This is a genomic window from Citrobacter sp. A316, assembly GCF_002042945.1.
GTDB classification, from domain to species: Bacteria; Pseudomonadota; Gammaproteobacteria; order Enterobacterales; family Enterobacteriaceae; genus Citrobacter; species Citrobacter portucalensis.
The window spans coordinates 69176-95353 of the sequence record NZ_MVFZ01000016.1 but is presented as its reverse complement, the minus strand read 5'-3'; the positions used below and the strand labels follow the sequence as shown (position 1 = coordinate 95353).

Genomic DNA, 26178 nt, shown 5'->3' with positions numbered 1-26178 from the left:
GTAAATGAGATGGCGCACGACGAACAACGTTGGTTGACACCCAGACTGCTAAAAGCGGCAACGCTATGTAACCAGACGCCCGCAAAGAGCGAATCACCGCTGTGGTTGGGCATTGATTTGGGAACGTGTGATGTGGTGTCGATGGTTGTGGACAGTGACGGACAGCCGGTCGCGGTTTGCCTGGACTGGGCCGATGTCGTGCGCGATGGCATCGTCTGGGATTTCTTTGGTGCGGTGACCATCGTTCGTCGCCATCTCGATACGCTCGAACAACAGCTGGGTTGCCGCTTTACCCATGCGGCAACCTCATTTCCGCCGGGAACTGACCCACGCATCTCTATTAACGTGCTGGAGTCTGCCGGGCTTGAAGTGAGCCAGGTGCTCGACGAACCAACTGCGGTGGCGGATCTGTTGCAGCTCGATAACGCGGGCGTGGTGGATATTGGCGGTGGCACTACCGGGATTGCGATTGTTAAACAGGGCAAGGTGACCTACTCCGCCGATGAAGCAACCGGTGGGCACCATATCTCTCTGACGCTGGCCGGGAACCGTCGTATCCAGTTGGAAGAAGCCGAGCAGTACAAACGCAGCAACGGCAAAGAAATCTGGCCGGTGGTGAAGCCTGTCTACGAAAAGATGGCGGAAATCGTGGCGCACCATATTGCCGGACAGGATGTCGCTGATTTGTGGCTGGCCGGTGGTTCCTGTATGCAGCCGGGCGTTGATGAACTGTTCCGTAAGCGTTTCCCGGAACTGCAGGTGCATTTACCCCAGCACAGCCTGTTTATGACTCCGCTGGCGATTGCAAATAGCGGAAAAGAAAAAGCGGAAGGAATCTATGCAACCTGAATTGCAGACCGCGCTCTTTCAGGCATTCGATACCCTGAATCTGCAACGCGTAAAAACGTTTAGCGTTCCCCCGGTTACGTTATGTGGACTGGGAGCGCTCAGTACCTGCGGACAGGAAGCACAAACGCGCGGACTGACGCATATGTTCGTCATGGTTGACAGCTTTCTGCATCAGGCGGGGATGACCGCCGCACTGGAGCGCAGCCTGGCGATGAAAGGTGTGGCAATGACGCTGTGGCCATGTCCGGTAGGCGAGCCGTGCATTACGGACGTCTGCGCGGCAGTCGCGCAACTGCGTGAATCGAAGTGTGATGGCGTTGTGGCCTTCGGCGGTGGCTCCGTACTGGATGCCGCCAAGGCAGTGGCGTTGCTGGTGACGAATCCCACCCAGACGCTGGCTGACATGGACGAGCACAGCGCGTTACGCCCGCGTCTGCCGCTGATTGCCGTACCGACTACCGCCGGAACGGGCTCAGAAACCACGAACGTCACGGTGATTATCGACGCCGCGACCGGACTCAAAAAAGTGCTGGCCCACGCAACCTTGATGCCGGATGTGGCGATCCTTGACGCCGCATTGACGGAAGGTGTGCCTGCACACGTAACGGCGATGACCGGGATTGATGCACTGACGCACGCCGTTGAAGCGTATAGCGCGCTGAACGCGACGCCGTTTACCGACAGCCTGGCGATTGGCGCGATTGCGATGATCGGTAAATCGCTGCCGAAGGCCGTCGGCTACGGTCAGGATCTGGCGGCGCGCGAAAGCATGCTGCTGGCTTCCTGTATGGCCGGGATGGCGTTTTCCAGCGCAGGGCTGGGCCTGTGCCACGCGATGGCGCACCAGCCGGGGGCGACGTTGCACATCCCGCACGGACAGGCTAACGCCATGCTGCTTCCTACGGTAATGGGTTTCAACCGTATGGTGTGTCGTGAGCGCTTCAGCCATATCGGACGGGCGTTAACCAACAAGAAATCGGACGATCGCGATGCCATCAACGCGGTCGGTGAGTTGATTAGCGAAGTGGGCCAGACCAAACGACTCTCTGACGTTGGGGCAAAGCCCGAGCATTACAGCGCATGGGCTCACGCCGCGCTGGAGGATATTTGTATTCGCAGTAACCCACGGACCGCCACGCAGGCACAGATCATCGACCTGTACGCGGCTGCCGGGTAATGCCTGTAGGCCGGATAAGGTGCTCGCACCGCCATCCGGCAATAACACGGCGTTAATGCCGGAGGCGACGTAAACGTCTTATCCGGCCTACAAATCACAAATGACAGGGAGTAGGGGCTATGGGAATTAACGAAATCATCATGTACATCATGATGTTCTTTATGCTGATTGCCGCCGTGGACAGGATCCTGTCGCAGTTCGGCGGTTCGGCACGCTTCCTCGGTAAGTTCGGTAAGAGTATTGAGGGATCGGGCGGCCAGTTTGAAGAAGGCTTTATGGCGATGGGCGCACTGGGCCTGGCGATGGTTGGTATGACCGCGCTGGCGCCGGTACTGGCGCATGTGCTCGGGCCAGTGATTATTCCGCTGTATGAAATGTTGGGCGCGAACCCGTCGATGTTTGCCGGAACGCTGCTGGCGTGCGATATGGGCGGCTTCTTCCTGGCGAAAGAACTGGCGGGCGGCGACGTTGCGGCGTGGCTGTACTCTGGCCTGATCCTCGGGGCGATGATGGGGCCGACGCTGGTCTTCTCCATTCCGGTTGCACTGGGGATTATTGAACCGTCTGACCGCCGTTATCTGGCGCTGGGCGTGCTGGCGGGTATCGTCACCATTCCGATTGGTTGTATTGCGGGCGGTTTGATTGCGATGTACTCCGGCGTCGAAATCAACGGACAGCCGGTGGAATTCACCTTCGCGCTGATCCTGATGAATATGATCCCGGTGTTGATCGTGGCTGTGCTGGTGGCGCTGGGACTGAAATTCATCCCGGAAAAAATGATCAACGGCTTCCAGATCTTCGCGAAATTCCTGGTGGCGCTGATCACCATCGGCCTGGCAGCAGCGGTGGTTAAATTCCTGCTCGGCTGGGAGCTGATCCCAGGTCTTGATCCTATCTTCATGGCTCCGGGCGACAAGCCGGGTGAAGTGATGCGCGCCATCGAAGTTATCGGTTCTATTTCCTGCGTACTGCTCGGCGCGTACCCAATGGTGTTGCTGCTGACTCGCTGGTTTGAAAAACCACTGATGAGCGTCGGTAACCTGTTAAAAATCAATAATATTGCGGCTGCTGGTATGGTCGCGACGCTGGCGAACAACATCCCAATGTTCGGCATGATGAAGAACATGGATACCCGCGGCAAAGTGATCAACTGCGCCTTTGCGGTCTCCGCGGCCTTTGCATTGGGTGACCACTTAGGCTTCGCCGCCGCCAACATGAACGCGATGATCTTCCCGATGATTGTCGGCAAGCTGATTGGCGGTGTGACGGCGATTGGTGTGGCTATGCTGTTGGTACCGAAAGATGAAGATGTGCCAGCTGAAGTAGAAACCAACCCGGAGGCGCAATCGTGAATACTCGCCAGCTACTGAGCGTCGGTATCGATATCGGCACCACCACCACTCAGGTCATTTTCTCGCGCCTTGAGCTGGTCAACCGTGCGGCAGTGTCGCAGGTGCCGCGCTACGAATTCATCAAACGCGAAATTAGCTGGCAAAGCCCGGTGTTCTTTACCCCCGTTGATAAGAAGGGCGGGTTAAAAGAGGCCGAACTTAAGGCGCTAATCCTCGCCCAGTATCAGGCGGCGGGTATTGCGCCTGAGACTGTCGATTCCGGCGCGATCATCATCACCGGAGAAAGTGCCAAAACCCGTAATGCGCGTCCGGCGGTGATGGCGCTCTCTCAGTCTCTGGGGGACTTCGTGGTTGCCAGCGCCGGTCCGCATCTGGAATCGGTGATTGCCGGTCACGGCGCGGGGGCACAAACCCTGTCCGAGCAGAAGTTGTGCCGCGTACTGAATATCGACATCGGTGGCGGTACGTCGAACTACGTTCTGTTCGATGCCGGAAAGGTCAGCGGTTCGGCTTGCCTCAACGTCGGCGGACGACTGCTGGAAACGGACGGCCAGGGGCGAGTAGTGCATGCGCATCAGCCGGGGCAGATGATTGTTGATGACGTATTTGGTCCGGGCACTGATGCCCGAACTCTCAATGCGGCGCAGCTTGTTCAGGTAGCCCGACGGATGGCGGCGCTGATTGTGGAGGTGATCGACGGCACGTTATCACCGCTGGCACAGGCGCTGATGCAAACCGGCCTGTTACCGGCGGGCGTGAAACCGGAAGTGATTACGTTGTCCGGCGGGGTGGGCGAGTGCTACCGCAACCAACCAGCCGATCCGTTCTGTTTTTCCGACATTGGCCCGCTGTTAGCGACGGCTCTGCATGAACATCCGCGCCTGCGTGAGATGAACGTGCAGTTCCCGGCGCAAACCGTGCGCGCCACGGTGATTGGCGCCGGTGCGCATACGCTGTCGCTTTCGGGCAGCACCATCTGGCTGGAAGGTGTGGCGCTTCCGCTGCGCAATCTGCCGGTGGCGATTCCGGTTGATGAGGCTGATTTGGTGGCCGCCTGGCAACAGGCGCTAATGCAGCTCGATCTGGACCCGCAAACAGACGCTTACGTTCTGGCGCTGCCCGGTTCACTGCCGGTGCGCTACGCCGCGCTGTTAACGGTGATTGATGCGCTGCTGGCCTTCGTCGCGCGCTATCCGAATCCGCATCCCCTGCTGGTGGTAGCCGAGCAGGATTTTGGTAAGGCCCTGGGCATGCTGTTACGCCCACAGTTACAGCAACACCCGCTGGCAGTCATCGATGAGGTGGTTGTCCGGGCGGGGGACTATATCGACATTGGTACGCCTCTTTTTGGCGGATCGGTTGTGCCGGTGACGGTGAAATCACTCGCATTTCCTTCCTGAGGGAACGACTTATGAAACTAAAGACCACATTGTTCGGCAATGTTTATCAGTTTAAGGATGTTAAAGAGGTGCTGGCAAAAGCCAACGAACTGCGTTCGGGGGATGTGCTGGCAGGAGTGGCCGCAACCAGTTCGCAGGAACGCGTGGCGGCCAAGCAGGTACTGTCGGAAATGACGGTGGCGGATATCCGCAATAACCCGGTGATTTCCTATGAAGAGGACTGTGTAACGCGTCTGATTCAGGATGACGTCAACGAAACGGCCTATAACCGCATCAAAAACTGGAGCATCAGCGAGCTGCGTGAGTACGTGTTGAGCGATGAAACCTCCGTGGATGACATTGCGTTTACGCGTAAAGGGCTAACGTCGGAAGTGGTCGCCGCGGTAGCAAAAATTTGCTCCAACGCGGACCTGATCTACGGCGGTAAGAAAATGCCGGTGATCAAAAAGGCCAATACCACCATCGGTCTGCCGGGCACCTTTAGCTGCCGTTTGCAGCCGAACGACACCCGTGATGACGTGCAGAGTATTGCCGCACAAATCTACGAAGGGTTGTCCTTCGGGGCGGGCGATGCGGTGATTGGTGTAAACCCGGTAACGGATGACGTGGAAAACTTAAGCCGCGTACTGGATACCGTGTACGGCGTCATCGACAAATTCAACATCCCGACCCAGGGCTGCGTACTGGCACACGTGACTACCCAGATCGAAGCGATTCGTCGCGGTGCGCCGGGCGGGCTGATTTTCCAGAGTATCTGCGGCAGCGAGAAAGGCTTAAAAGAGTTTGGCGTTGAGCTGGCCATGCTGGATGAAGCGCGCGCAGTGGGCGCGGAGTTCAACCGTATCGCCGGGGAAAACTGCCTGTACTTCGAAACCGGGCAAGGGTCTGCGCTTTCCGCGGGCGCGAACTTCGGTGCCGATCAGGTGACGATGGAAGCGCGTAACTACGGGCTGGCGCGCCACTACGATCCGTTCCTGGTGAACACCGTGGTGGGCTTTATCGGGCCGGAGTATCTCTACAACGACCGTCAGATTATTCGTGCCGGTCTGGAAGATCACTTCATGGGCAAGCTGAGCGGCATCTCAATGGGCTGCGACTGCTGCTACACCAACCATGCTGATGCTGACCAGAACCTTAACGAAAACCTGATGATTCTGCTCGCCACCGCTGGCTGCAATTACATCATGGGCATGCCGCTCGGTGACGACATCATGCTCAACTATCAGACTACCGCCTTCCACGACACCGCGACCGTGCGTCAGCTGCTGAACCTGCGTCCGTCGCCGGAGTTTGAACGCTGGCTGGAAACCATGGGCATTATGGCAAACGGTCGCCTGACCAAACGGGCGGGCGATCCGTCACTGTTCTTCTGATGACGCGGGGATGACACACGATGGATCAAAAACAGATTGAAGAAATTGTACGCAGCGTAATGGCGTCAATGGGTGAGTCTCAACCGCAGGCTCAAGAACCGTCAGCACCAGCAAAATGCAGTACCACGCAGTGCGCCGCGCCGACCGGTGAAAGCTGTGCGATGGACTTAGGCTCAGCCGAAGCCAAAGCGTGGATTGGCGTTGAGAATCCGCACCGCGCAGAGGTATTGACCGAACTGCGCCGTAGCACCGCTGCGCGTGTATGTACCGGTCGTGCTGGTCCACGTCCGCGTACCCAGGCGCTGCTGCGTTTCCTGGCTGACCACTCGCGTTCGAAAGATACGGTATTGAAAGAAGTGCCGGAAGAGTGGGTGAAAGCTCAAGGGCTGCTGGAAGTGCGTTCGGAAATCAGCGACAAAAACCTGTATCTGACGCGTCCGGACATGGGGCGTCGTCTGAGTGCGGAAGCCATTGAAGCACTGAAATCACAGTGTGTAATGAATCCGGATGTGCAGGTGATTATTTCTGACGGCCTGTCTACCGACGCGATTACCGCTAACTACGAAGAGATCCTGCCGCCGCTGTTGTCGGGCTTAAAACAGGCTGGATTGAAGGTCGGGACGCCGTTCTTTGTTCGCTATGGGCGCGTGAAAATTGAAGATCAGATCGGCGAACTGCTGGGTGCGAAAGCGGTGATCCTGCTGGTTGGTGAACGTCCGGGCCTCGGTCAGTCGGAAAGTCTTTCTTGCTACGCCGTCTATTCGCCGCGTGTGGCGACCACCGTTGAGGCTGACCGTACCTGTATCTCGAACATTCACCAGGGCGGTACGCCACCGGTTGAAGCGGCGGCGGTGATTGTGGATTTGGCCAAGCGCATGCTGGAGCAAAAAGCATCCGGCATCAATATGACCCGTTAAGGAGGCATCATGCCAGCATTAGATTTAATTAGACCTTCAGTCACCGCGATGCGTGTGATTGCCTCGGTAAATGACGGTTTTGCCCGCGAACTTAAATTACCGCCACATATACGTAGCCTCGGACTCATCACAGCAGATTCTGATGACGTGGCGTATATTGCCGCAGACGAAGCGACAAAACAGGCAATGGTCGAAGTGGTTTATGGCCGCTCGCTGTATGCCGGTGCGGCGCACAGTCCCTCTCCAACCTCGGGCGAAGTGCTGATTATGCTCGGTGGACCAAACCCAGCTGAAGTTCGCGCAGGTCTGGACGCGATGGTGGCCAATATTGAAAGCGGGGCGGCATTCCAGTGGGCGAATGACGCAGAAGATACCGCCTTCCTGGCGCATGTGGTTTCGCGTACCGGTTCGTATCTTTCCGCGACCGCGGGATGCCGACTAGGCGATCCGATGGCGTATCTGGTGGCGCCGCCGCTGGAAGCGACATTTGGTATTGATGCCGCGCTGAAATCTGCCGATGTACAACTGGTGACCTATGTACCACCGCCGTCAGAAACCAACTATTCAGCAGCGTTTTTGACCGGTAGCCAGGCTGCTTGTAAAGCCGCATGTAACGCCTTTGCCGATGCCGTTCTGGATATTGCCCGTAATCCAATCCAGCGCGCGTAAGAGAGGTAGTGATGATCAATGCACTGGGATTACTGGAAGTGGATGGCATGGTGGCTGCCGTGGACGCGGCGGATGCCATGCTGAAAGCCGCGAACGTGCGCCTGCTTAGCCACGAAGTGCTCGATCCTGGTCGGCTGACGCTGGTGGTGGAAGGCGATCTGGCGGCATGCCGCGCAGCGCTGGATGCTGGCAGTGCAGCCGCAGCGCGTACGGGCCGTGTTATCAGCCGTAAGGAAATAGGCCGGCCGGACGATGACACCCAGTGGCTGATCGGCGGTTTTAAACGCCAGCCGAAGAAATCTGAACAGAAGCCAGAAGCGAAAACAGAAGTGAAACCAGAGAAGACGCAAGACGCCCCAGTGACGTCTGAATCCTCTGCCCAACTTCTGACGCTGTTAGCATCGGTCCGTCAAGGAATGACGGCAGGGGAAGTGGCCGCCCACTTTGGCTGGTCACTTGATGAAGCCAGAAAGGCGCTGGAACAGCTCTTTTCTGACGGAGCGTTGCGTAAACGCAGTAGTCGCTATCGCTTAAAAAATTAACCTGTCGGAGGGCCGGGGGCTTCGTTGAAGCTTCCGGCTTAAAAGATCATGAAAAAGAAACGTACTGCAAACCTGCACCATCTTTATCATGAAGCATTACCCGAAGACGTTAAACTGACGCCGAAAGTGGAGGTGGATAACGTTCACCAGCGGCGAACAACGGATGTGTATGAGCATGCTCTGACGATAACTGCCTGGCAGCAGATCTACGACCAGCTGCATCCGGGGAAATTTCATGGCGAGTTCACGGAAATCCTGCTCGACGATATTCAGGTGTTCCGTGAATACACCGGACTGGCGCTGCGTCAGTCGTGCCTTGTCTGGCCAAACTCATTTTGGTTTGGCATTCCGGCCACGCGCGGCGAGCAGGGATTTATTGGTACCCAGTGTTTGGGTAGCGCTGAAATTGCCACCCGCCCAGGCGGGACAGAGTTTGAACTGAGTACACCGGATGACTACACCATTTTGGGTGTCGTCATTTCGGAAGAGGCCATTGCCCGTCAGGCCAATTTCCTGCATAACCCGGAAAGGGTGTTGCATATGCTGCGCAATCAGTCGGCGCTGGAAGTTAAAGAACAACATAAAGCCGCGCTATGGGGCTTTGTGCAGCAGGCGCTGGCGACGTTTAGCGAAAACCCGGAAAACCTCCATCAACCTGCGGTACGTAAGGTCTTAGGCGATAATCTGCTGCTGGCGATGGGCACCATGCTGGAAGAAGCGCAGCCGATTATGACTGCGGAGAGCATCAGCCATCAGAGCTATCGTCGCTTGCTGTCGCGTGCGCGCGAATATGTGCTGGAAAATATGTCAGAGCCGCTGACCGTGCTCGACTTATGCAATCAGCTGCACGTTAGCCGCCGGACGTTGCAAAACGCCTTTCACGCGATCCTCGGTATCGGTCCGAATGCCTGGCTGAAACGTATTCGCCTGAACGCCGTGCGTCGTGAGTTGATAAGCCCGTGGTCGCAGAGTGCGACGGTGAAAGACGCCGCCATGCAGTGGGGATTCTGGCATTTAGGGCAGTTTGCCACCGACTACCAGCAGCTGTTTGCGGAGAAACCGTCGTTGACGCTGCATCAGCGTATGCGCCAGTGGGCATGATGAGATTATTGTGCCGGATGCGGCGCTAACGCGTTATATCCGGCCTACGGGTTTTGCCGTTGCTGTATGCCTGATAAGCGTAGCGCCACCAGGCAATTACACCCAGTCGCGGACCTGAATAAATTCGCTAAGGGCAGCTTCCGGGCTGTTCGCTTCCGGCTGCCAGTCATACTCCCAGCGTACCAGCGGCGGCATCGACATCAGAATCGATTCCGTGCGCCCGCCGGTTTGCAAACCGAACAACGTGCCGCGATCCCACACCAGATTAAATTCCACATAGCGCCCACGACGATAAAGCTGGAAATTACGCTCGCGCTCGCCCCAGCTCATCATTTTTCGGCGTTCGACGATGGGCAGATACGCCTCGGTGTAACCTTGACCTACTGCCTGCATAAAGGCGAAGCAGTGGTCGAAATCAGGGGTATTCAAATCATCGAAAAACAGCCCGCCAATGCCGCGCTGCTCGTTGCGGTGCTTGAGGAAGAAGTAGTCATCGCACCACTTTTTGTAACGTGGATAAACCTCGTCGCCAAACGGCTGGCACAGATCACGCGCCGTGCGATGCCAGTGAACCGCATCCTCATCAAAGCCGTAGTAGGGCGTTAAGTCAAAGCCGCCGCCAAACCACCACACGGGATCGGCCCCCGGTTTTTCCGCGATAAAAAACCGTACGTTGGCATGGCTGGTTGGAATGTAGGGATTCTGTGGATGCACCACCAGCGAGACGCCCATTGCTTCAAAACTGCGTCCGGCAAGCTCCGGGCGATGCGCGGTAGCCGAGGCCGGCATTGCATCGCCGTGGACGTGGGAGAAGTTGACGCCTGCTTGCTCGAAAATACCGCCGTTACGCAATACCCGACTGCGCCCGCCGCCGCCCGCTTCACGCTGCCAGTTATCCTCAACAAATTCGCTGCCGTCTACGGTGGATAACTGCTGACAAATCTCATCCTGCAGGCTGAGCAGGAACTGTTTTACACGCTGTGCATCGGGCTTCATGGTTAACGTTTCTTCGAGTGGGCTTTCTGGTTATCAAACCAGTGGAAATAGCTGATGATGCCATTGGCAATCGCGGTGGCGATTTTCTGACGAAACGCTGCCGTACCCAGTAATCGTTCTTCTTCCGGGTTGGTGATGAACGAGGTTTCGACCAGTACTGACGGAATTGATGGTGATTTTAGCACCACGAAGGCGGCCTGTTCCGTGCTGCGGCTGTGCAGACGGTGTACCGGCTTGATCTTCTTAAGAATATGCGAGCCTAACGTCAGGCTGTTTTTTATGGTGTCAGTTTGCACCAGATCGAACAGCACCTGCTGCAACAAATGATCTTTGTCGGTGGCCTTCTTCCCGGCGACTTCATCGGCCCGGTTTTCACGATCGGACAGATATTTCGCCATGGCGCTACTGGCGCCGCGATTGGATAAGGCAAAGACCGAAGCACCCGCAGCGCTCGGATTGGTAAAACCGTCGGCGTGGATCGACATGAACAGGTCGGCACCATGTTTGTGGGCGATCTCGACGCGATCGTAGAGCGGAATAAACGTATCGCCGGAGCGGGTCAGGCGTGCATCAATCCCCTGGTTACGAAGGATCGAGCGCACGTTTTTGGCAATTGCCAGCACCACGTGCTTTTCTTTCGACCCGTTGCGACCAATTGCGCCGGTATCAATCCCTCCGTGCCCCGGATCAAGGACAACAACGCGCTTAGCGCCGGATTTTTTCGCTTTCGGTTTGCTGTGTCCATTACTGGTCTTTAGCGCTTCTTCTTTAGCGATGGCTTGCGACATGCCTGACAGCGTCAGGGCGGCCAGCCCGGCTTTCAGCACCTGGCGGCGCGATGTGAGTGTTTTTAGTGGTTTAAAAGTGCTCATACGGCCTGAGTTGTAAAAAAAAGGTTCTAAACGTTATATCGTATCGCGTAGTCCGTTGCGACGGATCGAGATAAGAATTGTTTTACTTTTCATTTCAATACGTGACAATTCCGTATTATGCCATTTTTTCCGCCGCTTCGCGTCAGATATTGGCTAAATCAGCCGTTCGCGCCATAATCGCTTTTTAACGTCCTGAAAAGGTACCCAATACCATGGAAATACGCGTTTTTCGCCAGGAAGATTTCGAAGAGGTGATCACCCTCTGGGAGCGTTGTGATTTGCTGCGTCCATGGAACGACCCTGAAATGGACATCGAACGTAAAGTCAATCATGACGTCAGCTTGTTCCTCGTCGCTGAAGTGAACGGTGAGGTGGTCGGTACGGTGATGGGTGGATACGACGGGCATCGCGGTTCCGCCTATTACCTCGGCGTGCATCCTGAGTTTCGCGGTCGCGGTATTGCCAATGCGCTGCTCAACCGGCTGGAGAAAAAGCTCATTGCCCGCGGTTGTCCGAAGATTCAAATCATGGTGCGTGACGATAATGACGTTGTACAGGGCATGTATGAACGTCTGGGCTATGAACATGCGGATGTACTCAATCTGGGCAAACGTTTGATCGAAGATGAAGAGTACTGAGTTTCATCCGGCCGACTATGACGGTCATGGGCGTCTGCGCCTGCCTTTTCTCTTCTGGTGCGTACTGCTATTGCAGGCACGCACCTGGGTTTTGTTTGTGATTGCCGGTTCTTCCCGTGAGCAGGGCAACACCTTGCTGAATCTGTTTTATCCCGATCATGACGCATTCTGGCTGGGGTTGCTCCCCGGCGTTCCCGCCGTGTTGGCGTTTTTACTCAGCGGGCGACGCTTTGCGTTTCCGGTGATTTGGCGCTGGCTGCGCGGATTATTGATTCTCGCTCAACTGGTGCTGCTGTGCTGGCAGCCGGTGATGTGGCTGGCAGGCGATCCGCTCAACGGCGTCGGGCTGGCGCTGCTGGTGGCGGATATCGTCGCGCTGATCTGGCTGTTAACCAATCAACGTCTGCGCGCCTGTTTTTCCCTTGAGAAAGAATAACGGCACTTTTTGGGGAAACCGGACTCCAAGCAACGTTGATAAATAAGGAAGGAAGTGAAATGAAATCACTGCGTTTGACTTTATGCGCGATGCCGCTGCTACTGGCCGGGTGTTCAACGTTGTCCTCGGTGAACTGGTCTGCCGCCAATCCGTGGAACTGGTTTGGTTCTTCAACGCAGGTCACAGAGCAGGGCGTCGGAGCGTTAACGAGCGCTACGCCGCTGGATGAGAAAGCCATTGCTGATGCGCTGGACGGTGATTACCGCCTGCGTAGCGGAATGAAGACCGATAACGGTAATGTGGTGCGCTTCTATGAAGCGATGAAAGACGACAAGCTGGCGATAGTCATCAATGGCAGCCAGGGAACCATCAATCGTATTGATGTATTAGACCACGATATTTCGTCAGCCGCGGGTGTCGAAATCGGTACACCGTTTAGCGACCTTTACACTAAAGCTTTCGGTAATTGCCAAAAAGCAACCGGCGATGATAGTGCGGGCGTTGAGTGTAAAGCTGAGGGAAGTCAACATATTAGCTATATTTTTTCCGGCGAATGGAGCGGGCCTGAGGACATAATGCCGTCTGACGACACGCTGAAAGCGTGGAAAGTAAGCAAAATTATCTGGCGGCGTTAATTTGCGTCTGAACAAATCGGCTTGTTAAAAAAACAGGTAGAATAGCGCCCATCAATGCCACGATGTCGTGGCATCTTTTTTTCAGGAGGAACAATGTCTCAGGTTCAGAGTGGCATTTTGCCAGAACATTGCCGTGCGGCGATTTGGATTGAAGCCAATGTTAAAGGCGACGTTGAGGCCCTGCGTGCGGCCAGCAAAACCTTCGCCGATAAGCTGGCGACCTTTGAAGCTAAGTTCCCGGATGCGCATCTGGGCGCGGTTGTCGCTTTTGGCAACACCACCTGGCGTGCATTGAGCGGCGGCGTTGGCGCTGAAGAGTTAAAAGACTTTATCCCTTACGGTAAAGGTCTGGCACCAGCAACCCAATATGACGTGTTGATCCATATTCTCTCTTTGCGTCATGACGTGAATTTCTCCGTTGCGCAGGCGGCAATGGAAGCATTTGGCGACTGTATTGAAGTCAAAGAAGAAATCCACGGTTTCCGTTGGGTCGAAGAGCGCGATCTCAGCGGCTTTGTTGACGGTACGGAAAACCCGGCAGGTGAAGAGACGCGCCGTGAAGTTGCCGTTATCAAAGATGGTGTAGATGCCGGTGGCAGCTATGTGTTTGTGCAGCGTTGGGAACATAACCTGAAGCAGCTTAATCGCATGAGCATCCATGACCAGGAAATGATGATTGGTCGCACCAAGGAAGCCAACGAAGAGATCGACGGTGATGACCGTCCGGTCACCTCTCACCTGAGCCGTGTTGACCTCAAAGAAGACGGTAAAGGGCTGAAAATTGTGCGCCAGAGCCTGCCATACGGTACTGCCAGCGGCACGCATGGTCTCTATTTCTGCGCCTACTGCGCCCGTCTGCACAACATTGAACAACAGTTGCTGAGCATGTTTGGTGACACCGACGGTAAGCGCGACGCGATGCTGCGCTTCACCAAACCGGTAACTGGCGGCTATTACTTTGCCCCATCGCTGGACCGTTTGCTGGCACTGTAATTTTTTGTGCCAGATGGCCTGACGCCGCCATCTGGCACAAAATAGCTATCCCCCCCAAACCACACAGCGCCTGCCATGCCGATAATGCACCCGCATTGACGCTCATCCTGGATATCTCTCCCCAAGCTCAGTGCTATTACCCTGCCAGTTTATTTGTATAACAACAGTATTAATTGCAATTATTTAGAATCAATAAGCTATTAATTCCACTTTATTACTTTAAAAATTCTGAATATATCTGAATTAAACCATGGTTTAAATGTGATAAAGATCTGGTTTTTTCGTGCAATTTATAAAAAATAAAACGATTAATAAGTGTAATTAATCCCTGTATAAATTGATTTAATGGCTTCATTTGTTGACAATTAAAATGACAGTCTTGTAATCTGAAAATGACCGAAAAATAACGGAATTTTTATTTAACTATTTTGCAACAAAACTCCCTGGAGGTTTTATGTCTACAAAATTATGGGGTGGGCGCTTTGATATGCCTACAAATAAACTGGTCGAATCCTATAACGCAACAATTATGTTGGAACAGCGTCTCTGCCCTTTCGATATTCAGGGAAGTATTGCCCATGCCACTATGTTGGGCCGTCAGGGAATTATCACGCAGGATGAAGCGAATAAGATTATTGGTGGCTTAAGGCAAGTAGATAAAGAAATTAAGGAAGGGCAGTTCGTTTTTGATACCGTTGATGAAGATATTCATATGGCGATTGAGAGACGTATGACAGAAATAATCGGTCCTGTTGGTGGGAAGTTACATACAGGTCGAAGCCGTAATGACCAGACGACTGTTGATTCTAAAATGCATATGAGATCAACTATTCGAGAAATTCAGCAGGATATTATTTATCTGCAAAAAGTGATTATCAGCAAAGCTGAAAATAACATTAATGCGATTATGCCCGGCTATACACATTTACAGACCGGGCAGCCCATTCTTCTGTCGCACTGGATAATGGCATATTATTGGATGTTACGCCGTGACTGGACTCGTTTTGAAGACCTTTATCAACGCATGGGGGAATGCCCTTTAGGTTCAGCAGCCCTTGCTGGCACTACTTTCCCCATTGATCGTGATTTCACGGCTCAAGAGCTTGGTTTTGATAAGCCGACTGAAAATAGTATTGATTCTGTCAGCGATCGTGACCATATGGTTGAATTCACTGCTGCAGCTGCTATGTGCTTTATGCATCTTACCCGTTTGTCTGAAGAACTGGTTTTATTCTCAAGTCAGGATTTTAAATTTATTGAGCTTTCAGATGATTTCTGCACCGGTTCCAGCATCATGCCACAGAAGAAAAACCCCGACGTAGCCGAAAAAATGCGTGGTAAAGGTGGTCGTATGTACGGAAATCTAATGGCGATGCTGACCATTATGAAAGGCATCCCTCTCGCCTATAATACTGATATGAGTGAGGATAAAGAGCAGGTCTATGACTCGATGGATACCTTACAGACCAGTCTGAAAATTATGGCACCGATGCTCGAAAAAATGGTTATTCTCTCAGAGAATACTCGCAGCGCTGCGGCAAGAGGATTCTCAAATGCGACCGATATGGCTGACTACCTGGTTCGTAAAGGAATCCCTTTCAGGGAAGCTCACCATATTGTTGGCAGTGCCGTTAATTACTGTATAAAACATAGAAAAATGTTGGAAGAACTTACTCTGGATGAATTCCACTCATTTGATGATAAAATTGATAATGATATTTATGAGAGTATATCTCTCGAGGCCTGTATTAAATCAAGAATGTCTTATGGTGGAACTGGCACTGACGCTGTTAAAAAACAGATCGAAGTTGCTAAATCATATTTAAACTAATCCTGAGCATAATAATTAATATCTCCCGGATGCAATATCCGGGAGATGCTTAGAGGTGAAAAATGGATGCTTTATTTTTTATACAATTATTTATTGTACTCGCCTGTATTGGTATAGGCGGGCGTTATGGCGGAATGGGGCTTGGTGCTGGTGGAGGGCTTGGCGTTGCAATATTAGTTCTGGGTTTTGGGCTTAAGCCCTCCACACCATCCATTACTGCAATGTTAATTATTATTTGTGTAATTGGCGCTGTCAGCGTATTACAAGCCGCTGGTGGACTTGATTATCTTGTGCGTGTGGCTGAAAAATTACTGCGTAAAAAACCACAGGCTATTACTTTTGTTGCCCCAATATTAACTTCCATATTTACACTATTCTGTGGCACTACTTACGTTGCTTTCTCTTTGTATCCGGTTGTCGCTGAGGTTGCTGCTGAAGCAAAGGTCCGTCCGGAGCGAGCGTTATCCGCAACAGTTATTGCGGCCAGTGTCGCGGTTGCAGCCAGTCCGATGAGTGCCGCAACCGCGGGGATGCTGGCTATCCTGCATGAATATGCTGGGATTACTCTTGGGCAAATACTGACAATTGCTCTCCCTTCATTCTTTTTGGCTGCCATTGTTACCAGCTTTTCAGTTTATAAACGCGGAAAAGAGCTAGAGGATGATCCGGAATTTCAGAGGAGAGTTGCCGCTGGCGAATATGAGTTCATGCATACTGAGCAGAAAAAAGAATTCGTTGCGTCGGCTGGCGCTAAAAAAGGCGTTGTGATCTTTGCCATTGGCGTAGTACTGGTGCTTATTTTAGGTTCTTTTACTGGGTTACTCCCTTCCTGGGATGGAAAAAGACTGTCAACCCCAATGGTTATCCAAATGATCATGTTGACAGCAGCTTTGTTTATTATGATCGTCAGTAAAGTACCAAGTAGTAGCTTGAACAGTGGTTCCGTCTTTCGTGCTGGTTTGATGGGGGTGGTAGCCATTCTTGGTGTTTCATGGATGACGGCGACATTTTTTGATGCCTACCAGCCTGAACTGATTAAGGTCTTTGGTGGCATTGTAAATGGCGCTCCAATGCTTTTTGGTGTAGTTGTCTTTTTGTTCTCTCTGGTCATTATGAGCCCCGCGGCGACGGTAGCTGCCATCATGCCACTAGGTGTTACCTTAGGTATACCAGCTCCGTTTCTTATCGCTATTTTTGCCTGTACCTGTGGTGACTTCATTATCCCGGGAGCAAATCAGATCGGTTGTGTTGCATTTGACCGAACAGGTACCACAAAGATTGGACGCTTTGTTGTCAACCATAGCTATATTCGCCCGGGATTTGTCATGGTTATCTCTCAGGTCATTTTTGCTTATCTGATTGCTCAGGTTGTTCTGTAAAGTACATTCTTTAGAAAATAGCGATGGCGATATTCAAAAGTGAGTAATGGGCATCCTCTCTGAGCTCGTTCAGGGAGGATGCTATGAAGAAAAGGTATTACCACAATTAATTTGCTCTCTCGTGCTACATCAGCATTCTGGAAAAAAGGAAGCAAAAAAGGGTTGATGCTACAACGGTAACAAGGCCTGGTAGCATGTAGCTGTGATTAACCACATACTTGCCAATTCGAGTTGTTCCGGTTCGATCAAACGCCACACAGCCGATCTGTGCCCCTCCAGGAATAATGAACGATCCGCAAGTAAGCGGGAGCAGGGCGACCAGGGTCTCTGCCGGATATCCCATTAACACCCCAGCGGGGAGTAGCGCTACAGCCGTCGCTGCTGGGCTATAAATTACGGCGGAAAGGCCAAAAACAATAATGCCAAACAATACTGGATTCTGAAAACCGTGGAAGGCAGTGTTAAATAATTCGTGCCATGCCTCAAAAAAGGAGTTCATCATCCATGACAGACCAAATATGGCGACGACACCTACAAGACCTGCTTTAAAAACTGAACCTGAATCGAGTTTTGACGGAGAAATTCGGCACACCATCATAATAATACATGCTGTTGTCAGCATAACTATTTGCAGCGTGGTTGGGATACTCATACGCTCCATTCCGCTACCGTTATTCCACTGAGGACGTAATTCAGGAATTGAACCCATAAGTACGACCAGAATGATACCGGTAAGGAAAATCAGCAATCCTCTCTTTGCCTCTTTTGTCACGATATTGGCTGTTCGCTCTTCAGCTTTTACTGATTCAAACTCACCTTCAGCAACCCTGCGTTGGAATTCTGGATCATTTTTAAGCTCATGACCTCTTTTAAAGACGAACAGGCAGCCAACAATACAGCCCAGAAACGTTCCGGGAACGGTGACCAACAAGATATCTAACGCAGAGACATGTAATCCAGCGAGGACAGCAATTGTCCCTGTAACGACCGCACTGACAGGGCTGGCAATGAGGCCAAAATTGGCAGCGATTACTGACATAGACATGGCCCTCTCTGGCCGTACCCTGGCATCTGCTGCAATTTCAGCAATTACTGGATAAACGGAAAAGGCAACATACCCTGTTCCGCAGATAGCAGTAAAAAGGTAAGCGACTGCTGGGCCGAGAAAAGTAATAGCGCCCGGCCACTTTCTGAGGATTCGTTCTGCCATCGTAACGAATAAATCAAGTCCACCGGCCGCCTGGAGGATTGTGATGCATGTGATCACCGCGAGGATAATAGAAATAACAGTAATAGGAGGCGAGTCGGGTGGGAGTCCAAAACCAAAAGTCAGGATAGCGAGTCCTAACCCGCCAGCAGCCCCGAGGCCAATCCCGCCAAAACGCCCACCTATACCGATACATATAAGTACTATCGCAAACTGAGTTACGAATAACACCATAATTAATTCCTTTTTATTAACAAATGACCTGATATAATTTGAATAATAGGGGCTATAATCTTACCATAACAGTATATTAATCAATCTAACTTATTAGATTATTTATACTCATGATTTTTACAGCACTTTAATCAGAGAGTGTTTATGGATAACAAAAACGAACTGTTTGAAAGCATTAAAAATTATCTGCTTGATGATGCTAACCGCAATGCTGATGGTCGCATTGAAACTGAAACTGAACTTGCCGTTCGTTTTAATACATCAAGATATAAAGTTCGTCAGGCGCTCAGCACGCTGGTACAGATGGGAATGCTTGAACGCTCTCCCCGTCGTGGTAGCGTCTTGAAAAATTTGGAACAGCACAACATAAATCACCAGTTGTTAATGCAGTTTGATTTGTCCGGGTTTGATATCACGGAATTTACAGAGGCAAGGATCCTGATTGAGTGTGCGATTATCCCTCTGGCAACGCGTAGAATTTTCCCGGCTATGCTCTCCAAACTTGAAAATGAGCTAAGGCTTATTGAAGAAAATGCGGATAACCCCCTGGTGGCCGATCGTCACGATAGAGATTTTCATTTGCTCTTGCTACAGGCGAGTGGCAATCGAGTGCTGCAGGTTTTCTCCGATGTCCTGATTACTTATTTTGAGAAAACAAGGGCGTCGTTACCTGCGAACGATCGTCAGTATTTCCTTGATACGGCGACAAAACAGAGGGAAATACTGCTTCATATTAAAAAAGGGGATGCGCAGATGGCATCGGAGTTGATGAGAGCTCATTTGCTGGAAAAACGGCTGTAAGTCTTCTGTTAACGTAGTCAGAGCATGTTTGCTGTTGAGTCCCCGCATCGTCGGGGATTTTTTTTACCTGAAATTAACCTGATTTAGTGAGCTATTCCTCAGCACTAATTTGTTATTGCTGTATCTTCTGCGTGAATGAAGCGAAGGCTTCATATTCAAAAGGAGAATATTGAAATGGGAAAACTCACGGGCAAAACAGCATTGATTACGGGCGCATCTCAGGGTATTGGCGAGGGTATCGCCAGAACGTTTGCCCGCCATGGCGCGAACTTAATCCTGCTGGATATCTCCGATGAGATTGAAAAACTGGCGGATGAGCTGGCTGGGCGTGGGCACCGTTGTACAGCCGTTCACGCTGACGTCAGAGATTTTGCGTCGGTCAAGGAAGCGGTGACGCGCGCGAAGCAGATTGAAGGCAAAATCGATATTCTGGTGAACAATGCCGGCGTATGCCGCCTCGGCAACTTCCTTGATATGAGCGATGAAGATCGCGATTTCCACATTGATATCAACATTAAAGGCGTCTGGAACGTGACGAAAGCCGTTCTGCCGGAGATGATTGCGCGCAAAGACGGGCGCATCGTGATGATGTCATCAGTGACCGGCGATATGGTTGCCGACCCGGGCGAAACGGCCTACGCGCTGTCGAAAGCCGCGATCATCGGTTTGACCAAATCCCTGGCGGTAGAATATGCGCAGTCCGGCATTCGCGTGAATGCCATTTGCCCAGGCTACGTTCGTACGCCGATGGCGGAAAGCATTGCGCGTCAGTCTAACCCGGAAGATCCTGAATCCGTATTAGTCGAAATGGCGAAAGCGATCCCGATGCGTCGTCTGGCCTGCCCGCTTGAAGTCGGTGAACTGGCGGCGTTCCTGGCATCGGATGAGTCCAGTTATTTAACTGGCACGCAAAACGTGATTGATGGCGGCAGCACTTTGCCTGAAAGCGTAAGCGTTGGCGTCTGATCGACGCCTATCTCCTCCCCGGTAAATCTGGGGAGGTCTTCCTTATTCTCTTTTCAACTTTCAAATCATCAAACGGTATATAAAACCGTTACTCCTTTAGCACTGGTTATAAATATGATGACCATAAGAAAGTCATTTAATTTATAAGGGTGCGCAATGGCCGTTAACTTACTGAAAAAAAGAACACTGACGCTGGCAGCCATGCTGTTGCTGGTGGGGCAGGCGCAGGCAACGGAACTGCTGAACAGTTCATACGATGTTTCCCGCGAGCTGTTTGCCGCCCTTAATCCGCCGTTTGAACAGCAATGGGCGAAGGATAACGGCGGCGACAAACTGACGATTAAACAATCTCATGCCGGGTCATCAAAACAGGCGCTGGCGATTCTGCAAGGGCTGAAAGCCGATGTGGTGACCTATAACCAGGTGACTGACGTGCAGATCCTGCATGACAAAGGCAAGCTGATCCCTGCCGACTGGCAAAGCCGCCTGCCGAATAACAGTTCGCCATTCTATTCCACCATGGCGTTTTTGGTGCGTAAGGGAAACCCGAAGAATATCCACGAATGGAACGACCTGGTTCGCCCGGACGTGAAACTGATTTTCCCTAACCCGAAAACCTCCGGAAACGCACGCTATACCTATCTGGCAGCATGGGGCGCGGCAGATAAAGCGGATGGGGGAGATAAAGCCAAAACCGAACAGTTCATGACCCAGTTTCTGAAAAACGTGGAAGTGTTTGATACCGGCGGTCGTGGTGCAACCACCACCTTCGTGGAGCGCGGTCTGGGCGACGTACTGATTACCTTTGAATCGGAAGTGAACAACATCCGTAAACAGTATGAAGACCAGGGCTTCGAAGTGGTGGTGCCGAAGGTCAATATTCTGGCGGAGTTCCCGGTGGCCTGGGTAGATAAAAATGTGCAAGCCAACGGTACTGAAAAAGCGGCGAAAGCTTACCTGAACTGGCTGTACAGCCCGCAGGCGCAAACCATCATTACCGATTTCTACTATCGCGTGAATAACCCACAGGTAATGGACAAGCTGAAAGATAAATTCCCGCAGACCGAATTGTTCCGTGTGGAAGATAAGTTTGGCTCGTGGCCTGAAGTGATGAAAACGCACTTTGTCAGCGGCGGTGAGCTGGACAAACTGCTGGCGGCGGGGCGTAAGTAAATGTTTGCTGTTTCTTCCCGACGCGTGCTGCCCGGCTTCACTTTGAGCCTGGGCACCAGCTTACTGTTTGTCTGCCTGATATTGCTGCTGCCGCTGAGCGCGCTGGTGATGCAATTGGCGCAAATGAGCTGGGCGCAATACTGGGATGTGATTACCAATCCGCAGGTGGTGGCGGCTTATAAAGTGACGCTGCTGTCGGCGTTTGTGGCGTCGATTTTTAACGGCGTGTTCGGTTTGCTGATGGCGTGGATCTTAACCCGCTATCGCTTTCCGGGCCGTACGCTGTTGGATGCGCTGATGGATCTGCCGTTTGCGCTGCCTACAGCGGTGGCGGGTCTGACGCTGGCGTCACTGTTTTCGGTTAATGGCTTCTACGGCGAGTGGCTGGCGAAGCTGGATATCAAGGTGACCTACACCTGGCTCGGTATCGCGGTAGCGATGGCGTTTACCAGTATTCCGTTTGTAGTGCGTACCGTGCAACCGGTACTGGAAGAGTTAGGCCCGGAATATGAAGAAGCGGCAGAAACGCTCGGTGCTACGCGCTGGCAGAGTTTCCGTAAAGTGGTGCTGCCGGAGCTGTCACCCGCACTGGTGGCGGGCGTTGCGCTGTCGTTTACCCGCAGCCTCGGTGAGTTTGGCGCGGTTATTTTTATCGCCGGAAACATCGCGTGGAAAACGGAAGTGACCTCGCTGATGATTTTTGTTCGCCTGCAGGAGTTTGACTATCCGGCCGCCAGCGCGATTGCTTCTGTGATCCTCGGGGCTTCGTTGTTGCTGCTGTTTTCAATTAACACCCTGCAAAGTCGCTTTGGTCGACGCGTGGTAGGTCACTGATGGCAGACATTACCCAATTGAAACGCTATGGTGCACCCCGCATCAACTGGGGGAAATGGTTTTTAATCGGCACGGGCATGCTGGTCTCCGCGTTTATTTTGCTGGTGCCGATGATTTACATCTTCGTGCAGGCGTTCAGCAAGGGGTTAATGCCGGTATTACAGAACCTGGCGGACCCGGACATGCTGCATGCGATCTGGCTTACGGTGCTGATTGCGCTGATTGCGGTGCCGGTGAACCTGGTGTTTGGCGTGTTGCTGGCCTGGCTGGTGACTCGCTTCAACTTCCCAGGACGCCAACTCCTGCTGACGTTACTGGATATTCCGTTTGCTGTCTCGCCGGTGGTCGCCGGTCTGGTCTATCTGCTGTTTTACGGCTCTAACGGCCCGCTTGGCGGATGGTTGGATGAGCATAACCTGCAAATTATGTTTGCCTGGCCGGGGATGGTGCTGGTGACAGTGTTCGTGACCTGTCCGTTTGTAGTGCGTGAGCTGGTGCCGGTGATGTTAAGCCAGGGCAGCAATGAAGATGAAGCGGCTGTGCTGCTTGGCGCGTCCGGCTGGCAGATGTTCCGACGCGTGACGTTGCCGAATATCCGTTGGGCATTGCTGTACGGTGTGGTGTTGACCAACGCCCGTGCGATTGGTGAGTTTGGTGCGGTGTCGGTGGTTTCCGGCTCGATTCGCGGCGAAACCTTATCGTTGCCATTACAGATTGAATTACTGGAGCAGGACTACAACACGGTCGGCTCCTTTACCGCCGCGGCGCTATTAACGCTGATGGCGATTATTACCCTGTTTTTGAAGAGCATGTTGCAATGGCGTCTGGAGAACCAGGAAAAACGCGCGCAGCAGGAGGAAAATCATGAGCATTGAGATTGCCAATATTAAGAAGTCTTTTGGTCGCACCCAGGTGCTGAACGATATCTCGCTGGATATTCCTTCAGGTCAGATGGTTGCGCTGCTGGGGCCGTCTGGCTCGGGCAAAACCACGCTGCTGCGCATTATTGCCGGGCTGGAGCATCAGTCCAGCGGGCATATCCGTTTTCACGGTACCGACGTCAGCCGTTTGCATGCTCGCGACCGTAAAGTGGGGTTCGTGTTCCAGCACTATGCGCTGTTTCGCCATATGACCGTTTTCGACAATATCGCGTTTGGTCTGACGGTCCTGCCACGGCGTGAACGCCCGAATGCGGCGGCCATCAAAGCAAAAGTGACCAAACTTCTGGAAATGGTTCAACTGGCTCATCTGGCGGACCGTTTCCCGGCACAGCTCTCCGGCGGACAAAAGCAGCGTGTGGCATTGGCGCGTGCGCTGGCGGTGGAGCCGCAGATTTTATTGCTCGACGAGCCGTTCGGCGCGCTTGATGCGCAGGTGCGTAAAGAGCTGCGTCGCTGGCTGCGCCAGCTGCATGAAGAGCTGAAGTTTACCAGCGTGTTTGTGACCCACGACCAGGAAGAAGCAACGGAAGTCGCAGACCGCGTGGTGGTGATGAGCCAGGGTCATATCGAACAGGCTGATGCGCCGGATCAGGTATGGCGCGAACCGGCTACCCGTTTTGTTCTGGAATTTATGGGTGAGGTTAACCGCCTGCAGGGGACGATTCGTGGCGGCCAATTCCACGTGGGCGCGCACCGCTGGCCGCTGGGTTATACGCCTGGCTATCAGGGACCGGTGGATCTGTTCCTGCGCCCGTGGGAAGTGGACGTCAGCCGTCGTACCAGCCTGGATTCACCATTGCCGGTACAGGTGCTGGAAGCCAGTCCGAAAGGACACTACACCCAATTAGTTGTGCAACCCCTGGGGTGGTATAACGAACCGCTGACGGTCATCATGCAGGGCGATGCTTCCCCAAGCCGCGGCGAACGTCTGTTTGTCGGGCTGCAAAATGCGCGTCTGTATAACGGCGACCAGCGTATTGAAACGCGTGAAGAGGAACTTGCCCTGGCGCAAAGTGCCTGATAGGTTAATTCGTATAGTTATCATCCGGTGGCGCTGTGCTTACCGGGCTTACCAGGTGCAGCATGACCTGTAGGCCGGGTAAGCACAGCGCCACCCGGCATTTTTATTGAGCTGAAAACGTGAACACATTAGAACAAACAATTGGCAATACGCCTCTGGTGAAATTACAACGTCTGGCGCCGGATAACGGCAGTGAAATTTGGGTCAAGCTGGAAGGCAATAATCCCGCGGGTTCGGTGAAAGACCGCGCCGCGTTGTCGATGATCGTCGAAGCGGAAAAGCGCGGAGAAATTAAGCCCGGCGACGTGCTGATTGAGGCGACCAGCGGTAATACTGGTATTGCGCTGGCAATGATCGCCGCGCTGAAAGGCTACCGCATGAAGCTGCTGATGCCAGACAACATGAGCCAGGAGCGACGTGCGGCGATGCGTGCTTACGGGGCTGAACTGGTTCTGGTGACCAAAGAACAGGGGATGGAAGGCGCGCGCGATTTAGCCCTTGAGATGGCGCAGCGTGGAGAAGGTAAGCTGCTGGATCAGTTTAATAATCCGGATAACCCGTACGCGCATTACACCACCACGGGACCGGAAATCTGGCAGCAGACGTCAGGTCGTATCACCCACTTTGTCTCCAGTATGGGAACGACAGGCACCATTACCGGCGTGTCACGTTTTCTGCGTGAGCAAGAAAAAGCGGTAACTATCGTTGGCCTGCAGCCGGAAGAGGGCAGTAGTATTCCGGGAATTCGCCGCTGGCCTGCGGAATATATGCCGGGTATTTTTAACGCCTCGCTGGTGGATGAAGTGCTGGATATTCATCAGAATGATGCGGAAAACACCATGCGTGAACTGGCCGTGCGTGAAGGGATTTTCTGTGGTGTCAGTTCTGGCGGCGCGGTAGCGGGGGCGCTACGCGTGGCGCGCGCGACACCGGGGGCAGTGGTGGTGGCGATCATCTGCGATCGCGGCGATCGCTACCTTTCAACCGGCGTGTTTGGTGAAGAGCACTTTAACCAGGGATTGGGGATTTAGTTTGTAGGCCTGATAAGCATAGCGACATCAGGCAAACGCATGACACGATCGCCGGATGACGACGTAAAGCGTCTTATCCGGCCTGCCATGATCAATCGTTACGTTTTTCTACCAGTTTATCAAGGAATTGCCACAGCTTTTCATTCATCTGCTGGTAATCCCAGGTACGCATCTCTTCCACAGTGCGGATGAAGCGCTTGCCTTTAGCTTCCGCCAGTTCTTGTTCGGAGTGTTGAATCAGCCCTTCAATTGCATCAGCCGTAAACTCCATATGGTACTGAAAACCATAAACAAAATTACCGTATTGTACGATTTGTCGTGGACAGCCCTCGCTTGCGGCAAGAATAGTCGCCTGGTCGGTTAGCCCTGGCATGTCGTTGTGCCAGTGACCGACGGTGAGCGGTGAGCCGAAATGGCTGAACAACGGGTGCTGTTGGCCTGCCTCGGTCAGGGCGATCGGGTAGTGACCAATCTCTTTTTCCGGGCTTTGGCATACTTTCGCACCCAGCGCTTCGCCGATTAACTGCGACCCCAGACAGATCCCCACCACAATTTTACGTGCCGCAATCGCCTGGTTGATCAGATGCTGCTCGGCCTGAGAATCAAAGTACGGGCACTCTGCCAGTGTGGTTCGTGGTGACTGCGGACCGCCAAATACCACCAGCATATCGAAGCCATCGGCATTAGCCGGGACCGCTTCTCCGGCATAAACGCGCGACCAGCTGAGGGTATAGCCGCGTGATTCGGCCCACGGCAGATACGCGCCAGCAGATTCAAAAGACTCATGAATAACAAAATGAACTCGCACTT

The 26178-nt window shown here is 52.9% G+C and carries 26 protein-coding genes; 22 read left to right on the top strand and 4 right to left on the bottom strand.

Annotated features, from left to right (window positions below):
• Positions 1 to 9: 9 nt before the first annotated feature.
• From eutJ to eutR, 9 genes are all read left to right on the top strand, one after another.
• On the top strand, positions 10 to 849 hold the full coding sequence (gene eutJ / locus BZK41_RS18935; RefSeq protein WP_079939156.1) for an ethanolamine utilization protein EutJ: 840 nt from the start codon (positions 10 to 12) through the stop codon (positions 847 to 849).
• Positions 839 to 2026: an ethanolamine utilization ethanol dehydrogenase EutG gene (eutG, locus tag BZK41_RS18930; RefSeq protein ID WP_079939155.1), complete on the top strand. Its 1188-nt coding sequence runs from the start codon at positions 839 to 841 to the stop codon at positions 2024 to 2026. Before eutJ ends, eutG begins: the two co-directional genes overlap by 11 nt.
• 119 nt (positions 2027 to 2145) lie before the next feature.
• The gene (eutH, locus tag BZK41_RS18925) at positions 2146 to 3378 is read left to right on the top strand and encodes an ethanolamine utilization protein EutH (protein ID WP_003835043.1); all 1233 of its coding nucleotides are present in this window, start codon (positions 2146 to 2148) and stop codon (positions 3376 to 3378) included.
• Positions 3375 to 4778, top strand: a complete 1404-nt coding sequence (eutA, locus tag BZK41_RS18920; RefSeq protein WP_079939154.1) for an ethanolamine ammonia-lyase reactivating factor EutA — start codon at positions 3375 to 3377, stop codon at positions 4776 to 4778. The genes eutH and eutA overlap by 4 nt, the downstream gene beginning before the upstream one ends.
• Positions 4779 to 4789: 11 nt before the next feature.
• Entirely contained in the window at positions 4790 to 6151 is a 1362-nt protein-coding gene (eutB, locus tag BZK41_RS18915; protein ID WP_003038029.1) for an ethanolamine ammonia-lyase subunit alpha, read from the top strand.
• Positions 6152 to 6171: 20 nt separating this feature from the next.
• Positions 6172 to 7068: an ethanolamine ammonia-lyase subunit EutC gene (gene eutC, locus BZK41_RS18910; protein WP_008785418.1), complete on the top strand. Its 897-nt coding sequence runs from the start codon at positions 6172 to 6174 to the stop codon at positions 7066 to 7068.
• A gap of 9 nt (positions 7069 to 7077) precedes the next feature.
• Positions 7078 to 7737, top strand: a complete 660-nt coding sequence (gene eutL / locus BZK41_RS18905; protein ID WP_003838537.1) for an ethanolamine utilization microcompartment protein EutL — start codon at positions 7078 to 7080, stop codon at positions 7735 to 7737.
• Between the two features lie 11 nt (positions 7738 to 7748).
• Positions 7749 to 8279, top strand: coding sequence for an ethanolamine utilization microcompartment protein EutK (gene eutK / locus BZK41_RS18900; protein ID WP_079939153.1), 531 nt, complete (start codon positions 7749 to 7751; stop codon positions 8277 to 8279).
• Positions 8280 to 8327: 48 nt separating this feature from the next.
• On the top strand, positions 8328 to 9380 hold the full coding sequence (gene eutR / locus BZK41_RS18895; protein ID WP_079939152.1) for an HTH-type transcriptional regulator EutR: 1053 nt from the start codon (positions 8328 to 8330) through the stop codon (positions 9378 to 9380).
• A gap of 96 nt (positions 9381 to 9476) precedes the next feature.
• Here eutR and hemF read toward each other — a convergent pair whose 3' ends face one another.
• Both hemF and amiA read right to left on the bottom strand, forming a co-directional pair.
• Positions 9477 to 10376 carry an oxygen-dependent coproporphyrinogen oxidase gene (hemF, locus tag BZK41_RS18890; protein WP_079939151.1) on the bottom strand — a complete coding sequence of 300 codons (900 nt, stop codon included), beginning with the start codon at positions 10374 to 10376 and terminating at the stop codon, positions 9477 to 9479.
• Positions 10377 to 10378: 2 nt separating this feature from the next.
• Entirely contained in the window at positions 10379 to 11248 is an 870-nt protein-coding gene (amiA, locus tag BZK41_RS18885) for an N-acetylmuramoyl-L-alanine amidase AmiA (RefSeq protein WP_003038046.1), read from the bottom strand.
• 212 nt (positions 11249 to 11460) lie between these two features.
• Here amiA and BZK41_RS18880 point away from each other — a divergent pair, with 212 nt between their 5' ends.
• The 6 genes from BZK41_RS18880 (at position 11461) to BZK41_RS18855 (ending at position 17160) form a co-directional block, all read left to right on the top strand.
• On the top strand, positions 11461 to 11886 hold the full coding sequence (locus BZK41_RS18880; protein WP_003038048.1) for a GNAT family acetyltransferase: 426 nt from the start codon (positions 11461 to 11463) through the stop codon (positions 11884 to 11886).
• Complete coding sequence (locus BZK41_RS18875; protein ID WP_003835027.1) at positions 11873 to 12322, top strand: DUF2919 domain-containing protein; 450 nt, start codon at positions 11873 to 11875, stop codon at positions 12320 to 12322. Before BZK41_RS18880 ends, BZK41_RS18875 begins: the two co-directional genes overlap by 14 nt.
• A gap of 59 nt (positions 12323 to 12381) precedes the next feature.
• Positions 12382 to 12957, top strand: coding sequence for an RpoE-regulated lipoprotein (locus BZK41_RS18870; RefSeq protein WP_079939150.1), 576 nt, complete (start codon positions 12382 to 12384; stop codon positions 12955 to 12957).
• A 93-nt stretch (positions 12958 to 13050) separates the two neighbouring features.
• Positions 13051 to 13950: a porphyrinogen peroxidase gene (gene yfeX, locus BZK41_RS18865; RefSeq protein WP_079939149.1), complete on the top strand. Its 900-nt coding sequence runs from the start codon at positions 13051 to 13053 to the stop codon at positions 13948 to 13950.
• A gap of 454 nt (positions 13951 to 14404) precedes the next feature.
• Positions 14405 to 15781, top strand: a complete 1377-nt coding sequence (gene argH, locus BZK41_RS18860; RefSeq protein ID WP_079939148.1) for an argininosuccinate lyase — start codon at positions 14405 to 14407, stop codon at positions 15779 to 15781.
• A 62-nt stretch (positions 15782 to 15843) separates the two neighbouring features.
• The gene (locus BZK41_RS18855) at positions 15844 to 17160 is read left to right on the top strand and encodes an anaerobic C4-dicarboxylate transporter family protein (protein WP_079939147.1); all 1317 of its coding nucleotides are present in this window, start codon (positions 15844 to 15846) and stop codon (positions 17158 to 17160) included.
• A gap of 124 nt (positions 17161 to 17284) precedes the next feature.
• Here the strand turns inward: BZK41_RS18855 and BZK41_RS18850 are convergent, their stop codons facing one another.
• Positions 17285 to 18601 carry an anaerobic C4-dicarboxylate transporter family protein gene (locus tag BZK41_RS18850; RefSeq protein ID WP_043017138.1) on the bottom strand — a complete coding sequence of 439 codons (1317 nt, stop codon included), beginning with the start codon at positions 18599 to 18601 and terminating at the stop codon, positions 17285 to 17287.
• A 144-nt stretch (positions 18602 to 18745) separates the two neighbouring features.
• Between BZK41_RS18850 and BZK41_RS18845 the strand changes: the two genes are divergently transcribed.
• The 7 genes from BZK41_RS18845 to cysM all read left to right on the top strand — a co-directional run bounded on the left by BZK41_RS18845 (position 18746) and on the right by cysM (position 25368).
• Positions 18746 to 19402 carry an FCD domain-containing protein gene (locus BZK41_RS18845; RefSeq protein WP_079939146.1) on the top strand — a complete coding sequence of 219 codons (657 nt, stop codon included), beginning with the start codon at positions 18746 to 18748 and terminating at the stop codon, positions 19400 to 19402.
• 174 nt (positions 19403 to 19576) lie between these two features.
• A complete protein-coding gene (gene ucpA / locus BZK41_RS18840) occupies positions 19577 to 20368 on the top strand; it encodes an SDR family oxidoreductase UcpA (protein ID WP_003835020.1) in 792 nt (263 codons plus the stop codon).
• Between the two features lie 156 nt (positions 20369 to 20524).
• Complete coding sequence (gene cysP, locus BZK41_RS18835) at positions 20525 to 21541, top strand: thiosulfate/sulfate ABC transporter substrate-binding protein CysP (protein WP_003835019.1); 1017 nt, start codon at positions 20525 to 20527, stop codon at positions 21539 to 21541.
• The gene (gene cysT / locus BZK41_RS18830) at positions 21542 to 22375 is read left to right on the top strand and encodes a sulfate/thiosulfate ABC transporter permease CysT (RefSeq protein ID WP_003038061.1); all 834 of its coding nucleotides are present in this window, start codon (positions 21542 to 21544) and stop codon (positions 22373 to 22375) included. It abuts the gene before it with no gap.
• Positions 22375 to 23250, top strand: a complete 876-nt coding sequence (gene cysW / locus BZK41_RS18825) for a sulfate/thiosulfate ABC transporter permease CysW (RefSeq protein ID WP_003038064.1) — start codon at positions 22375 to 22377, stop codon at positions 23248 to 23250. The genes cysT and cysW overlap by 1 nt, the downstream gene beginning before the upstream one ends.
• Positions 23240 to 24337, top strand: coding sequence for a sulfate/thiosulfate ABC transporter ATP-binding protein CysA (cysA, locus tag BZK41_RS18820; protein WP_079939145.1), 1098 nt, complete (start codon positions 23240 to 23242; stop codon positions 24335 to 24337). The genes cysW and cysA overlap by 11 nt, the downstream gene beginning before the upstream one ends.
• A gap of 119 nt (positions 24338 to 24456) precedes the next feature.
• Positions 24457 to 25368 carry a cysteine synthase CysM gene (gene cysM, locus BZK41_RS18815; RefSeq protein ID WP_079939144.1) on the top strand — a complete coding sequence of 304 codons (912 nt, stop codon included), beginning with the start codon at positions 24457 to 24459 and terminating at the stop codon, positions 25366 to 25368.
• A 91-nt stretch (positions 25369 to 25459) separates the two neighbouring features.
• Here the strand turns inward: cysM and BZK41_RS18810 are convergent, their stop codons facing one another.
• Positions 25460 to 26176: a type 1 glutamine amidotransferase gene (locus BZK41_RS18810; RefSeq protein ID WP_079939143.1), complete on the bottom strand. Its 717-nt coding sequence runs from the start codon at positions 26174 to 26176 to the stop codon at positions 25460 to 25462.
• Positions 26177 to 26178 lie beyond the last annotated feature (2 nt).